This window comes from Spirochaetales bacterium (assembly GCA_016930085.1).
Lineage (GTDB): Bacteria > Spirochaetota > Spirochaetia > SZUA-6 > JAFGRV01 > JAFGHO01.
Genome location: JAFGHO010000125.1, coordinates 1 through 14,771 on the forward strand (window position 1 = coordinate 1; position 14,771 = coordinate 14,771).

12 protein-coding genes are annotated in these 14,771 nt (G+C 48.6%); 5 read left to right on the forward strand and 7 right to left on the reverse strand.

Annotated elements, in window-relative coordinates; translation table 11 throughout:
• Nucleotides 1-577 (reverse strand): glycoside hydrolase family 9 protein (locus tag JW881_20870; GenBank protein MBN1699975.1); only part of this gene is annotated, 577 nt, incomplete at its 3' end.
• Nucleotides 578-719: 142 nt separating this feature from the next.
• A complete protein-coding gene (locus JW881_20875; GenBank protein ID MBN1699976.1) occupies nucleotides 720-1,607 on the reverse strand; it encodes a LysR family transcriptional regulator in 888 nt (295 codons plus the stop codon).
• A gap of 97 nt (nucleotides 1,608-1,704) precedes the next feature.
• On the opposite strand from JW881_20875, the gene JW881_20880 reads away from it, so the two are divergent.
• Together JW881_20880 and JW881_20885 are read left to right on the forward strand one after the other, a co-directional pair.
• On the forward strand, nucleotides 1,705-3,180 hold the full coding sequence (locus JW881_20880; GenBank protein MBN1699977.1) for an IMP dehydrogenase: 1,476 nt from the start codon (nucleotides 1,705-1,707) through the stop codon (nucleotides 3,178-3,180).
• A gap of 211 nt (nucleotides 3,181-3,391) precedes the next feature.
• Nucleotides 3,392-5,677, forward strand: a complete 2,286-nt coding sequence (locus tag JW881_20885; protein ID MBN1699978.1) for a GGDEF domain-containing protein — start codon at nucleotides 3,392-3,394, stop codon at nucleotides 5,675-5,677.
• A gap of 3 nt (nucleotides 5,678-5,680) precedes the next feature.
• Here the strand turns inward: JW881_20885 and JW881_20890 are convergent, their stop codons facing one another.
• Complete coding sequence (locus JW881_20890) at nucleotides 5,681-6,130, reverse strand: FxsA family protein (GenBank protein MBN1699979.1); 450 nt, start codon at nucleotides 6,128-6,130, stop codon at nucleotides 5,681-5,683.
• A 142-nt stretch (nucleotides 6,131-6,272) separates the two neighbouring features.
• Between JW881_20890 and JW881_20895 the strand changes: the two genes are divergently transcribed.
• Nucleotides 6,273-7,394, forward strand: a complete 1,122-nt coding sequence (locus JW881_20895; GenBank protein MBN1699980.1) for a sigma-54-dependent Fis family transcriptional regulator — start codon at nucleotides 6,273-6,275, stop codon at nucleotides 7,392-7,394.
• Nucleotides 7,395-7,501: 107 nt separating this feature from the next.
• On the opposite strand, the gene JW881_20900 is transcribed toward JW881_20895, so the two are convergent.
• Both JW881_20900 and JW881_20905 read right to left on the reverse strand, forming a co-directional pair.
• Nucleotides 7,502-8,167, reverse strand: coding sequence for a hypothetical protein (locus JW881_20900; GenBank protein ID MBN1699981.1), 666 nt, complete (start codon nucleotides 8,165-8,167; stop codon nucleotides 7,502-7,504).
• 140 nt (nucleotides 8,168-8,307) lie between these two features.
• Nucleotides 8,308-9,435, reverse strand: a complete 1,128-nt coding sequence (locus tag JW881_20905) for a helix-turn-helix transcriptional regulator (GenBank protein MBN1699982.1) — start codon at nucleotides 9,433-9,435, stop codon at nucleotides 8,308-8,310.
• 323 nt (nucleotides 9,436-9,758) lie between these two features.
• Between JW881_20905 and JW881_20910 the strand changes: the two genes are divergently transcribed.
• A complete protein-coding gene (locus tag JW881_20910; GenBank protein ID MBN1699983.1) occupies nucleotides 9,759-11,414 on the forward strand; it encodes a leucine-rich repeat protein in 1,656 nt (551 codons plus the stop codon).
• Nucleotides 11,415-11,567: 153 nt separating this feature from the next.
• On the opposite strand, the gene JW881_20915 is transcribed toward JW881_20910, so the two are convergent.
• The gene (locus JW881_20915) at nucleotides 11,568-12,173 is read right to left on the reverse strand and encodes a hypothetical protein (GenBank protein ID MBN1699984.1); all 606 of its coding nucleotides are present in this window, start codon (nucleotides 12,171-12,173) and stop codon (nucleotides 11,568-11,570) included.
• 12 nt (nucleotides 12,174-12,185) lie between these two features.
• Complete coding sequence (locus JW881_20920) at nucleotides 12,186-12,854, reverse strand: hypothetical protein (GenBank protein MBN1699985.1); 669 nt, start codon at nucleotides 12,852-12,854, stop codon at nucleotides 12,186-12,188.
• A 416-nt stretch (nucleotides 12,855-13,270) separates the two neighbouring features.
• Here JW881_20920 and JW881_20925 point away from each other — a divergent pair, with 416 nt between their 5' ends.
• Entirely contained in the window at nucleotides 13,271-14,731 is a 1,461-nt protein-coding gene (locus JW881_20925; protein ID MBN1699986.1) for a hypothetical protein, read from the forward strand.
• Nucleotides 14,732-14,771: the final 40 nt, after the last annotated feature.

Consider the following 14,771-nt stretch of genomic DNA (forward strand, 5'->3'; position numbering starts at 1 on the left):
CACCGCCGCACATTTCGGAAGCCGGGGTTTCCGGCGATGCCCATGCAGACGGCCTCGAATCCATGTCCTGCGTCTGGAGTTCGGGCGGTATCCAGACGACATGGTCGCTTCCCCCTTTTCCCACCATATAAATGAAAAACCTGGCGCTCCCGTTCCCGTCGAGTTCCGTACAGCGCAGCAGATAATCACATCCCCATTTGAGGACGTCGAGTAAATGCCCTTGCTGGCCGGTCTCCACGTAGGCGTCCTTGAACTCGTAGTAGCCCCATCCGAGGGTGGCAATCGCATAGACCTGCGGCTGTCCGAACTTCACATGATCGCCGCAGTCATGAAATCCCCCGCTGACATCGATTGTTCCGGAGCCGAGGGGATGGGGATGTACGGCGTCCCAGATATGGCAGTCCCCTCGCCATTGGAGCCGCGTGTTTTCGGCAACATCCGGGCCGCACATATTGGCATCGTAGAAATAGATTGATTTTTGCAGCGCCTCCGCCCAGTTGACCTCATAGGCATGAACTCCGAAAACGGAGAGAAGCAGAACCGCGCATAAAAGCATGCAGACTTTTTTTTGTTTCATTTTTTTTTCCTTTATATTACGTTTTTTTATTCGTTTATTTTTCCGTAAATAAATGAGAACCACTCATGTTCAATCCTACACGAAACTCCATCAATGATAAATAGGGAAATCCCTCATTCCGGGATCGTCTTTTTATCCGAAATCAGGAAAGCATGGAGAGAAATCCTTTCACGGCCAGCGAAAGATACCTGTTTTTTCTATACACCACTCCCATCGACACGGAAGGCAGTCTCAGATAATCGACGATCACAGAAGATGCGAGTAAACCTTTCTCCATTTCTTCTTCCACCGCCATGGCGGGAACAACCGAGATACCCGCCCCCACCCGGACAAAGCGTTTGATGACCTCCACGGAACTCAGCTCCATACTGACTGAAAGACGAACCCTGGCCCCTTCACACACCCGGTCCAGTATCTTTCTCGTCGCGCAATACCGGTCGAGGAGGATGCAGTCATAGCTTTCCAGGTCTTTCAGGAAAACAGATTCACGCCCCGCAAACGGATGTCCTGGATGGTAGATGACGAGGTCATGTCTGGGGAAAAGGGGAAGCGCTTCGAGTTCGTGGGGGACGTCCAGAAGGGTCACGATCCCGAGGTCGACATTATTCTCCGACACAAGCCGCATTGTTTTCGGGGACGGGGCATTACGGACGATGATGTCGATTCCCGGATACGAGTCGTTGTACTGCCGCAAAATACCGGGCAACCGGTAGCAGGCGGTCGTATCCGACGTGGATAACCGGAGGGTTCCTTTTTTCATCCGCCGCAGGTCACCGAGTTCCGCTTCAGCATCGAGGAGGAGCGTTTCCAGCCGTCCGAGGTATTTGTGAAGCACCTTGCCGCCTTCCGTCAACCTCACATATTTCGTCGTCCTGTCAAAGACTTTTATCCCGGTTATCTCTTCAAGGCGCGAAATCTGGATACTGAGTGCGGCCTGCGTCCTGAAGACCTTCGAGGCGGCAGCGGAAAAGCTTTTATATTGTGCGACCGCAAGAAATGCGCGTATCTGTTCAAAGGTAATATCGATCATTTATTAGCTTTACTTATATATAATATAATAATTATTAATTTGCATTATAATCAATCTACGTGATACTGTCAATACAAGTATCGGAAAGGAGCGGCATATGGCAACGATTCTCCCAACCCTCTCATTGAGTCTGAAAGACTTCAGGCTTTTGCCGGGTTTTACGGATGAAACACATCATGTTTCAAAGGTTTCACTCGAAACACGACTCAGCAGAAGGGGGGACGGCTATCTATCCATCGCCGTCCCCTTTCTCAGCGCGGCAATGCAGGCCGTGACGGGGGTCGATATGGCAATCGCGATCGCGCACCTCGGCGGTGCCGGCGTCCTGCCCGCAAGCCGGACGATCGAAGAGCAGTGCAGACAACTCGAAACGATCAAGCGGTACAAAGCCGGTTTCCAGACGGACATTGTCACCTTTTCGGGCGACAAGAAGATTTCCGAAGTACTCGGTGTGATGAAAAAGACAGGATATTCGATTTTTCCCGTTACGGATACCGGCCTTTTTCACGGAAAACTCACCGGGGTGATTACGGACAAGGATTTCGATCCCCGCTACGACGGCGACCTGCGCGTTGAGGATATCATGAGAAAAGACGTCCAGTGCGGGGTCGGTATCGACGATCTGAAAGAAGCGAACAAAATCATGATCGGCTACGGACGGGGATTTCTTCCGATCGTCTCCCGGGAGGGTACCCTCGAGGCGGTCGTTTTCAAGAAGGACCTGGACAAGCATATCCGCCACCCGCACGCGACGGTGGACGAAAAGAAACGTATCCGCGTCGGGGCCGCGGTTTCGACCCACCCGGAAGACGCAGAACGCGCCGAGGAATTGGTCGCGCGGGGCGCGGACTTTCTGGTCATTGACAGTTCGGACGGACACACCGTGTATCAGGCGGAGACGATTTCGCGGCTGAAAAAGCGCTTCAATGTACCGGTCATCGCCGGAAATGTGGTCACCCGTGAGGGATTCAGAATGTGCGCCGAACTCGGTGCGGACGCGGTAAAGATCGGGATGGGGATCGGTTCGGGCTGCATCACACAGGAGGTGAAAGCGACCGGCAGGGGCCAGGCGACCGCGATTATGGAAATAGCGGAGGAACGGGACGCGATGGCCGCCTCGGGCCGCTATGTTCCCCTTATCGCCGACGGCGGCATTTCATCCACCGCCGATATCGTCATCGCCCTCGCCCTTGGGGCCGATACGGTGATGATGGGAAACTTTTTCGCCCGCTTCACCGAAAGCGGAGGAAAGCTTATCCGGGGCGGCAACGGAAAGACCATGAAGGAATACTGGATGGAGGGAAGCGGTAAAGCGGCCAATCACAGGAGGTACGGAACAAGCGCCGCGGTTTTTTTTGAAGAAGGGATTGCCGGACACCTCCCCCACGCGGGCTCGATATACACGAAGCTCCCCGGTTATATCGCCCGTATCACCTCGGCATTGAGTACGGCCGGTGCCGTCTCGATCCGGGAACTTCATGAAAAGGCGGTCCTCGAACGGATATCGGAGTCCGCCAAAACGGACAGCGGGGTGCACGACATGACCGCTGCGGCGAAGCTGTGCCCGGAATAACGATGCGGGCGCGATATATCGGGCGGGTCCTGCTGATGAATGCGGGGGCGGCGATGAGAGGCGACACCTCAGGCTATATGCGTTTTCCGGTTGCCTGGTAAGAAAATAAGCAAAATATTTTGAATTCCCCGTCATTTTATATTAATATTAATAGTATATATTGCATATATAAGTAAATATGATCAGGAACAAATTGACATTCGGAATATTCATGAACCTTATCGAAGGCAGATTCCAATCCGAAATCTGGATGGGGTTGAACAGTTTTTGCACAAAGAACAATATCGACCTCGTTATATTCAATGGAAAATTACTAAAACCGTTTTACAAATATGACAATCAAAGCAATATCATTTACGAATATGTCAACAACAAGATCGTCGACGGGCTTGTGATCCCTTCGTTATTGTTTTTATTCGGTAAAAACAGGCAGGGTGTCGTTCAGTTTATCAGAAAATTCAAGAATTTGCCTGTCGTCAGTCTCGGTTTGCCGATTAACGGTCTGCTTAATGTCATGATCGATCAGAAGGCGGGCATGCGCAGCCTGTGCGAACATATCATCATCCACCACTCGGCCAAAAATATTTTGTTCATCTCGGGGCAGGAAAGCCATCCCGACGCGGTAATACGGCTCAATGTGTTAAAGAAAGTTCTCAAAGAAAACAATATGAAAATGAATCCCGATCTGTTGGGGTTCGGAAATTTCACCAGCAGATCGGCGGAAAAAATCGTACAAAACGTTATCGACAAAAACATCAAATTCGACGCAATTATCGCCGCGAATGACGAAATGGCGATCGGGGCGTATACGACCCTGCAAAACAACAATATCAAGGTACCGAAGGACGTTATTGTAACGGGGTTTGACGATATCGATGACATGAAATATCTGGTGCCGCCGTTCACGACGGTAAGGCAGCCTTTGTTCGAGATGGGTGAAAAAGCGGGAGAATTACTCCTGAAAAAAATAAATAATGAAATCATCTCCGGCAATGCGGTGGAGAGAGCGGAACTTGTCATACGGGAATCATGCGGATGTCTTTTGTTTTCCTCCAAAATAAATATTAATAACAATATACGCATAAACAAAAACAAGGAAACAATCGAATGTTTTTTAAAGGAAAAAAATCGTATAGTTCCTTATATGAAAAGCGTCTTGATGTCCGGCGAAGAAATAAATATCGATTATGACGATCTTTTGAACAGCTTTTTCGATATGTTCGTCAAGGATATTTCTTCGGAAAGTAACGCGGATATACTCGTCAAATATATTAATGATGTATTTATCCACAATATCATTATCGGGTCCCAGAATGTCTACAACTGGAAACAGTCTCTGGAGATTATGAAGAATTTCATTTACAGAAATATCGATGCCGATTCCGGTGTGTCGTCCAGGATCGATGAAATATTTTATAAAATCGACATGATGTTGTTGAAATTCACGCAACGCGCCGAATCGTATAAAAATTTCGTCATCGACAGGAATATCTGGGAACTGAGTCTGATTTTAAGGAGCATTCGAACGGCTTCCAGATATTCGGAATTGAGAAATGCCGTTTACAATAATTTGAAGATTCTGGGTATAAAAACAGTATATATCTTTTTGTATGAAAAATTTTTCGAGAATTACCGGCAGCCTGACTTCAAAATTCCAAAAAAAGCCCAGTTATTTGTAAAATACGAACAGGTCAAGGAAGATCATGTCGAAAAAGGTTTTATAAAAACGAATGAACTGCTTCCGCATGAAATATTTTCCGCGCGTGAGAAAAAGACCCTGCTTGTTTTCCCATTATGTTCGGAAATCGTACATTTCGGCTATGTTGTGTATGAAATGAGTAATGTGGAAAACTTTATATACGAGTCCCTGACCGAACAGATTTCTTCAACCCTCTATAATATTTATCAACTTGACATGAGAAGACAGGCCGAGGACCAGTTGAGGGATGCGCTGGTGGAACTAAAGGCACTGAACAAGGAACTGCATAATCTGTCGGTAAGGGATGAGTTGACGGGCCTCTACAACAGACGCGGCCTTCTTTTAATTGGAGAAGAGCGGTTCAACAATACTAAATCCAACGAACGCTTTGCCATTTTATACGGCGATCTGGACGATCTTAAAGTCATCAATGACAGCTTCGGTCATACCGAAGGGGATTTCGCAATAAAAACCATCTCCGATATTCTGCGGAATACATTAAAATCCGCCGACATAGAAGGCAGACTGGGCGGGGATGAGTTTGTCGTGATTATCGACAATATCTCCGATGAAAATGATGTGGGTATCATCATCGAAAAGATACAAAAGAATATCGAAGCGTTTAATAAAGCCTCAAAAAAACCGTACAACCTCTCGATCACTTTCGGATATTCCATCTTTGACAAGAACAAATATATTGCATTTTCGCAGATGCTGAAAGAAGCCGATAAACGGTTGTATTCATTCAAAAAAAAGAAAAAGCCGGATTTCACGATTATCAAGACTAAAAAGAAATAAGGACTATAACTCATAAAGTTTCAGGTATTCATGGATTTCCTTGAGTTGTTTGTCGAGTTTTTTCGTGATGAAGCGTCCGATATGGTTGCGGACGGGCGGGAAAAACATGAGGAGGCCGATAAAATCGGTGATAAAACCGGGGGTGATAAGGAGAATGCCGCCGGTAAGAATCCCCGCAAGGTTGATGAACTCCTGTGCCGGGTATTCCCCTTTCCTGATTTTTTCCTTCAGCGACGTGAGGATCGTATTGACCTGTACCAGGGCGATCAGCACCCCGAAAAGGCCGGTGGACGCGGCAAGGGCAAGGAGGAGATACTGACCGAAAAAATCACTCATGTATATAATCAAAAAGATCTCCGACAGGGGAAGCAGCGTATAGAGGAGTGAAAGGAGGAGGAGTCTGATGACAAATCCCTTGTCGAATAGTTTGAGAATAACACCGATATCGAACATAGTGACTGGCAATCATAGCATGTCTTTTTAAAATCGACAAGATGTATCTGTTTTTCTTCGCGGGGAAGCCGCAAGAATTCTCTTGCAGGCATCGCTTTTATGTCCTATTATGTTCTCCTGTTATGGACGGTAACAAAAGACTATGATCAGACTGCTTCTCATCGACGACGATCCCCGCCTTCATGAAACCCTCGGCATGGTGCTTTCGGACGAATACACGATCATTTCCGCGTATACCGGGGAAGAGGGTATTGAAAAAGCATTAATCGCGCAGCCGGATGTGGTGCTTCTCGACGTCAATCTGCCCGATACCGACGGTATCTCGGTCCTCGCTGCGATATGCTCGACGATCACCCATCCGCCCGTCGTCATGCTGACCGTATCCGAAGACATAAAAACGGCCGTTAAAGCAATAAAAACGGGTGCATTCGATTATATCAACAAACCCTACGAACTCGATGAACTCAAAGACGTTCTCGCGCGGGCGATCCGCCACAGGTTTTATTGCAGGGAAGCCCCGTCATCGGTCTATAAAAACCGGATCATCGGGGTAAGTCCCGCGATACAAAGCATCAGGACGGCTGTCGAAAAATACGCACAAACCGATTCGGCGGTCCTGGTGTGCGGTGAAAGCGGTACGGGGAAGGAACTGGTCGCGGAACAGCTGCACCGGCTTTCATACCGCCGTACCGGTCCGTATGTGAAGGTCAACTGCTCGGCACTGCCGGATTCCCTCGTCGAGTCCGAGTTGTTCGGTTCGGAAAAAGGGGCGTTTACCGACGCGGTAAAGAAAATCGGTCTTTTCCAGCAGGCTGAGGGGGGTACCATTCTCCTTGATGAAATCGGGGAGATGTCCCCCTTTATCCAGACGAAACTGCTTCGCGCAATAGAGAACAAGGAGATCATGCGTATCGGCGGCAGGGAGACCATCAAGCTCGATATAAGGATTGTCGCGGCAACCAACAGGGACCTCAAACAGGCGATCGCGGAAAAAACATTCAGGGAGGATCTATTTTACCGGCTTCATGTCCTGACGGTGACAATCCCGCCGCTCAGGGACCGGAAAGAGGATATTCCGGTACTGGCATCTCATTTTACGGGTATTCTTTCATCCGGAGAAGCCGTGATTTCCGATTCCGCCATGGACAAACTTACGAACCACTCATGGCCGGGTAACGTCCGTGAATTGAAAAACGTCCTTGAACGGGCGCTCGTTCTTTCCGAAGGAACGACCATAACCCCGGGGACGATCGTTTTCCCTTGATTATACCGATGTAAAAAACGGACAGGCGGTGAGAACCGGCAGCCATTACGCGACACATAAGGACTGTTCCGTATAATTACACAATAACAGCGAAGACCGACAGAATCTCAATCGGCTTCCGATTCGACATTTTTTCCCTCCGATACGAGTTCGACAACCGCGACCGGCGAACCGGGCGGCCCCTGGACCGCCTTGAAGCGGACGTACCGGAAGTCGGATTTCCTGTACCAGTAATCTCCGTGCCAGAAATTACCGGCAAATCCGGAAGGCCGTATCCTGACGTGAATCGTCTCCGCAGGGACGCCATTGATCTCGATCGTCTCGACATCCATCCGTTTTGCCTCAAACTCATAGATCGAAAGATCGTTCGAATTGATCGTCCAGAACCGGTCTTCGGCCTTTTCCGACCGCACAAACGCTTCCAGACTAAAATGAATACACTGGTACCACGGATAATCGTTAACCGTGTATTTCTTTGCCGTCTTTTTCCCTTTGAACGTCCCATTCAGAGAGATTCCGTTACCCGTTCGTTCGGCGGCAATATCGGTTTTTTTCCCCCGGTGTTCCCATCTGAGTTGTTCAAAATCACGGTTCACATACCAGGAATTGGCCGATGACGTTATCGTAAACCCTCCGGTTGTTTGTTCGATGCGATATTCCCAGTATTCCGTCTCCCCTTTCTTTGTCATCCTGTATTCGAGTACCTCGTTCGCGGAGGCTGGAAACGAAAGGCAAACGAAGAGGAAGAGGAATACCGTCATATACGGTTTCATGCGATGTGTTCTCCTTCCCGGCCCGATAAGTATGGACTGAAACGACACCTCCCGCGGGGAAGCCGGCGCCTCAAACCGCACGAGTTCATGCAACCTCATCGCACAGGAACTCATGCTGCCTTAAATTCAAATGCGATATATCATTCACCATGCCGTTCCCTGTATTCCGTCGGAGATATTCCCGTACTCTGCTTGAAGATTTTATTGAAATAGGAGGTATCCCTGTAGCCGACCTTGCAGCTGATATCGATAATTCTGAGATCGGATTTTTCAAGCAGCCGTTTTGCCTCTTCGATGCGTATTGTATTGATCAATTGCTTGAACGATTGATGATATTTTTCTTTTATAAGATTGTAAATACGAAACGAAGGTATTCCCAGGACTCTCTGCATTTTCGTCGTAGAAATATCGGGACAACAATAATACTCTTCGATATACGTGCCGATACGTTCCGCTTCGACATCCCGGTCCATCTTGAACCGCGGATTTTTATGACGAACAAGGGGATCATTTGATTTTCGTTTTACATATAAACCGGTAATTAACAATGCGGCATAATAAATAACGAGACCGCCCGTCACCATATATCCATAGACGCCCATTTCCCTGCAGAAAGCGATTTCTTCGAATATAAACGATTTTATTTCACCATCCTCCGATTCACCGCTGCCGCTTTTAAAAAATATCCGAAACGCGGAAACTTTGTTGAATATCGCCACGCCTGTGGAATGTTCAGAAAGACTGGTGCCGGCATCGTTTGGTTCTTCTGCGGAAAATGCCGCCATTCGTATTGTGTAAACCGGCTGTAACGGCGTTATATCGACTGTCGCGGCATAATTCCCGATTGTTTCCTTGTTTTTTTGATCTGCTTCGGAAAAATCAGTTTCGGCTGTCCGGATGACAAGCCGCAGGCGTTGTCGATGGGTCGCTTTTCCGATTTTCAGACGAACATAGTCGTATCCTGAAATATCGACAAAGGGATGTTTCACGTCAAACCGGAAGGCAATCCCGGTCGACTCTCCGAGCCGTTCGTTTGTCCCGGGCGCAAATGCTGCAAGCAGCTTTTCCGAATCGTATGCGAACTCCTCAATCAAAGGCCCGCCGGCCTCGCTTGGGGATTTCGTTATCTCGATATACCGTTTATCCGACGCCAGTATCGAAGGAAAGACATACCACGGCCTGTCAAAAAAGTGCAGAACGACCGGTGCGAGCAGAGTGAGTGGAATTATCAGGAGAAAGAAAATGATAACCCTATACATACGTTTCACGCGTTGTATTCTTTCCGTACCGGGATTGACAGCGACCGTTTTCTTTTTTTAGCAGAATTCGTGTTTTTTCGACAAGTACCCGTACACGCCACACTGTCAACTATATTACGGCGGCGGGCTTTTGTAAAGAACCGGCCGGCGTGCCGGCCGGTCGTTTCCTCATATCATATTACAGACGCGCCTTTATATGCAATACAGCCGGATAAGACACTCTCGTACAAATTTTCCTTTACACGACCGCTTTATTCGTGGTATAAATAACAAACACCATTAAATAACAGTGATAAAGACAAACGAAGGTCCATGTTAAAGGGAGTAAAAAAATGAAACGACTTTTTTCTCACCGCTTACTCATTACGTGCATTCTTTTTCTCGCCCCCGCGGCCCTCTTCTCCCAAACATTGGGAGATGTGAACGGCAATGGGAATATCGATATCGTCGATGCCCTTCTTGTTGCCCAGTATTACGTCGGTCTCGATCCGGCCAACTTTAATCCCGATGTCGCCGACACGAACTGCAATGGAAACATCGATATCGTGGATTCACTGCTCGTCGCACAATACTATGTCGGCCTTATTACCGAATTCGAAGGGTGTACTGGCGGTACGACACCGGTGCCGACGACTCCCCCAGGCGGGTCCGGCGGCTCGGTCATTATATTTGAGGACGGCAATCTGGAGACGGCGATCCGTGAAAGGATCGGTATCCCGGCGGGAGATATCACGCAGGAAGATGTCGAGGGGATCAGTCAGTTGAATTTGTCGAACTTTTCCATCTCGGATATTTCGGGACTCGAAAATTTTTCGTCATTGACGCGGCTCGACCTTTCACATAACGACATCACCGATATCGAACCGATTGCGGACCTTTCTCTGCTGGCCGAACTCTATCTTTACGGAAACCGCATAGATGATATCTCCGCACTCGCCGGATTGACAAATCTCGTCATCCTCTATCTGAATGAAAACCTGATCGGCGACATCGGGCCGCTTGCCGGCCTGACGGCACTGACCAATCTCTTTCTTACCGGCAACAATCTGCAATATATCGATGCCGTATCGGGTCTCACCGCGCTCGAATATCTGTACATCGACAACAATCGGATAATCGATATCGGTCCCGTCACCGGTCTTTCCAATCTGCTGTATCTTTCTCTGAACAATAATCAGATAAGCAATCTGGCGGCATTGTCCGACCATACACAGCTGTTGTTTATTTCTCTCAACGAAAACCTCATATCAAATATCGATCCGATCGCGGCCGGACTTCCGTCTCTCCGCTATCTGTATCTCAAGAACAACCGGATCAGTAATATTTATTCACTCGCCGCACTTTCCGGGCTGGAAGTCCTCGATCTCGACCTCAGCGGCAATCAAATTGAAAGTATCGATGTGCTGTCGACGCTCGCGCCGGTCGCGGAGCTCAAACTCAATCTCGCCGGGAACCAGATATCGGACATCGGAGCGCTCGAAGCACTCGATTCCCTGGTAAAACTCGACCTTTCTGATAATCGGATAAGTTCACTCGATTCACTGTCCGAACACGCGATGCTGCAGGAACTCATCCTGGATAACAACCAGATATCCGTGATCGATCCGCTCGCGCAGGGACTCACTTCCCTGAACCGGTTGTCTTTGAGTAATAATCAGATCGTCAATATCTATTCACTCCCGGCTTTCGTCTCCCTCTACTACCTCGATCTCAGCGGAAACCGGATATCGAATATCGATGTTATCTCGACACTGACATCCCTGGAAGAACTCGACCTTTCGGACAACCTGATCTCCGATATCGATCCGCTGGCCCCTCTTTCCTCATTGAAGTTCCTTTATCTCGACGACAATGATATCGGCTATGTCGACGCCCTCGGGGGTCTTTCTTCTCTCACTGCCATCTCAATCGTCAATAATCCGCTCACATCATCCGCGATATCCATATTGGAATCATTGGCGTCGAACGATATCGACGTCACCTACTGATGATATTCATTTCCGTGGAGTACAGGAAGATTGCTTCCGGTACTCCATTGATATCTGCATTCGTTTTGTCGCGTGTTGTTATTACGATACATCCTGTGTCAACCGATAGAAAACGGCAATTCGCGCGGCGGCCGGGAACGGTATCGATGCCTTTTATTCCGTTCCCCTGATTATACAATAGGTATTGGTAATATCCGCTTCCCGGTAGCGGCCCGGAATTTTTCTATTGTTGCCCACGTATTCGATCGTTATCGCGCTTCTCCGTTCCACATCGATCCATTCGACGAAAATGGCGCTGTGACCGTGTCCGCCGTACGGCAGGTTGCAATACATCACCCAGTCACCGGGTGTGATTATTGAAGGATCCGCATAAGGGCCGGATGATTTCTCCTTGTAGATTTCTCCCCTCTTTTCTTTCGAAAGTCCGGCTTTTTCGTACACGCTGTTAACATACCCCCAGCAGCTTCCGAGGACAAGGTCTTTGCCGTCCACCATCTCCACGGCCGAGTTCAGCACCCTGCCTCCGGGGGTATCGGAGGAGGCATGCGTTCTTGCAACCACCGATACCGCGTGGGGGGAAAAGGCGGAGAACCCCGAAGATTCTGATTTGAGGAGGGGGACCTCTTTTTTTTCTTTTTCCGCAGGAAGTTTTTCCTTTTCAAACGGCCGGTCTGCGGCCGGCAGAAAAGAAACACACTGAGAGAATAAAAAAACGGATACGACCGCCGCCGGCAGTAATGATAATCGCAAGGTTTTCATTATCCACCCCCTTTAGTATTCAATCGAACGAGACACTTTATCCCTCGGTCTTCTCCGCACGTCGGCGTAGGTGTAATATTCGCTTCGCGACAGCCAGTTTCCATTTTCGTCAAAATCATGGTATTCGATCGAGACTTCGACGGCGAATGTTCCGTCCGGATTATAAAGTCTGATATGTTTCAGATCTCCCTCTTCCGTGTATACGAATATCTTGTTGAAAAGCAGTGTTTCTTCTTCATTATAATATTTTAGTCCGGTGATGCTGCCTTCAGGTGAAAACCGGGAGACTGTTTTAAAAAAGAGAGACCCGTCGGTACGACGCACGGTTTCGGTAACCGTATCGGTCTCATACCGCACGACCGAGATACGGACAGGCGTATTGTCGTGGTTTGTCGTCACTTTTTTGATCGTCTCATCGCCGTACGAAAAGACCGTTTTCTCGAGAAGGCCGCCGTCCTTGTCATAAAACTCCATTTTAACGAGCAGGCCTTCATCGTCATAATACTGGTTGACGATTTTCGTAATCCCGCCTTCGAACCAGCCCCGTGAAGACTTCCAGTTGTATGTCCTGATTTCCGAAACGACTTTTTTTGCCGGCGATTTTACCGGATACCCGTCGGCAGGCAGGGAAAAAACACCGGCAAAAAAAAACAAAAAAGATAATAATGCCACATGTTTCACGACTGCACTCTTCCTTTCACGTTATTTTTCAGGCACATATAAAAAAATAGTACAGCGGCCCCCATAAGTCAAGGGCGATATATATTTCGAAGCCATGAAACGGCATAATCGTTCACAACGAATGTCATTTTCGTTCATAAAGAACGACCGGACGAAACCATAATCGTCACCGTGTACCGAAAAAAACCTTGCATTTTATAATTGTTTATGATATAATGAGCTGACTCTCCAAGGAACAAAGAGAAATTAAGGTTTTCAAAAACAGGCAGTGAAGTGTCTTCTCAAAAAGGGGTGGATGAAATGGACCTCTTTTTTTATTTATAACAACCAAAAGAAAAAGGAGGTAAAAAAACATACATCCCAAAAATCATTATATAGTCGATTAAATAAAGATATCAAGAAAGGAAATATGAGAAATGAATAAAAAGATGATTATGAAAGCAGGTGGATTCATAATTCTCGTTATGCTGATGATGGGGCAGATCGTTTTCGCGCAGGAAATTTGCGGTAAATACGATGCTGTCCAGGTGAACGGGGGTGAATACACGGTACAGAACAATTGCTGGGGCTCGGACGCCCGGCAATGCATCAATGTAAATGGTACGGGCTTTACCGTCACCGTTTCCGAACACAACCAGGGTTCGGTCGCCTCATATCCTTCGATTTACAAAGGATGTCACTGGGGAGACTGTACGGCAAACAGCGGGCTGCCGCTTCAGATAAACACGATCAGCAGCGCCCAGTTTACCTATGAGGTAAGCAGCAACAGGCCTTCGGGCACCTATAATGTGTCCGCGGAAGCCTGGATCAGTCCGTCTGCCGATTCGAGCATGGGATATGACGGCGGAGCGGAAATCATGATCTGGCTCGATAACAGCGGAATGTACCCGGCCGGTTCCCAGATCGGGACGTTTGACGGCCATGACGTCTATTACTCGGACATCGGGTGGAACTTTCTCACCTATGTCAAGACGGGAAGAAGTTCGGCAAGCGGCGATATCATGGCATTCATCAATGACGCCATGTCGCGCGGTTATGTTCAGCCGAACTGGTACCTCCACGTCTTCGAGGCCGGTTTTGAACTCATGGTCGGCGGCGCGGGCCTTCAGGTGACGAATTTCTCCTTTTCGGCTCAAACCGGAAGTCAGTCGACACCCGACCCGACAAACCCGCCCACCGTGACAAATCCGCCGAACACGAATCCACCGGCAACGAATCCTCCCGCCACCAATCCTCCGATCACGAATCCACCGCAGCCCGGCGAGGGGGACGTGTGGATCGTTCCGGAAAACCAGAATGTACGCACTTCGACGATCTTCAATGTTCAGATTCACGCAAATACCGGTTCACAACGACTCGGCGCATACGGCTTCGATCTTTCCTATGACAGCGCCTACGTCGTCGCCAACACGTCGATCGGGACGGAAGGCGTCGAAGCGGGCCCCGACGGCTTCATCTCCGCAGTCAACTCGTCAAACAACGGAATAATCAGAATGAGCGGATTCGATACGAACGGGAAAGGCCCTGGTACGGACCTCCATGTTCTCACCGTCAACCTCTATGCCCAGCAGAACCGCGGCACGACATATCTCGGGCTCGATATAATCGATTTCACCAATCTCGATACGGTCCCCATCGGTAATCCCAACGGCAGGGGCGCCAATGTGACAATTTCCGATGTCAAAGTCGGTGACGTCAATGGAGACGGCAACGTCAATATTACCGATGCCCTGTTGACGGCACAGTATTATGTCGGTCTTCAACCGTCGGGATTCAACGCCGATGCCGCGGACGCGAACTGTGACGGCCAGATAAATATCACCGATGCGCTCCGCATCGCACAATATTACGTGGGATTGATCAGTCAACTCTGTTAGATTTCGATTGTCAAGAATATAAGGGCAGCCCGTCAAAGGC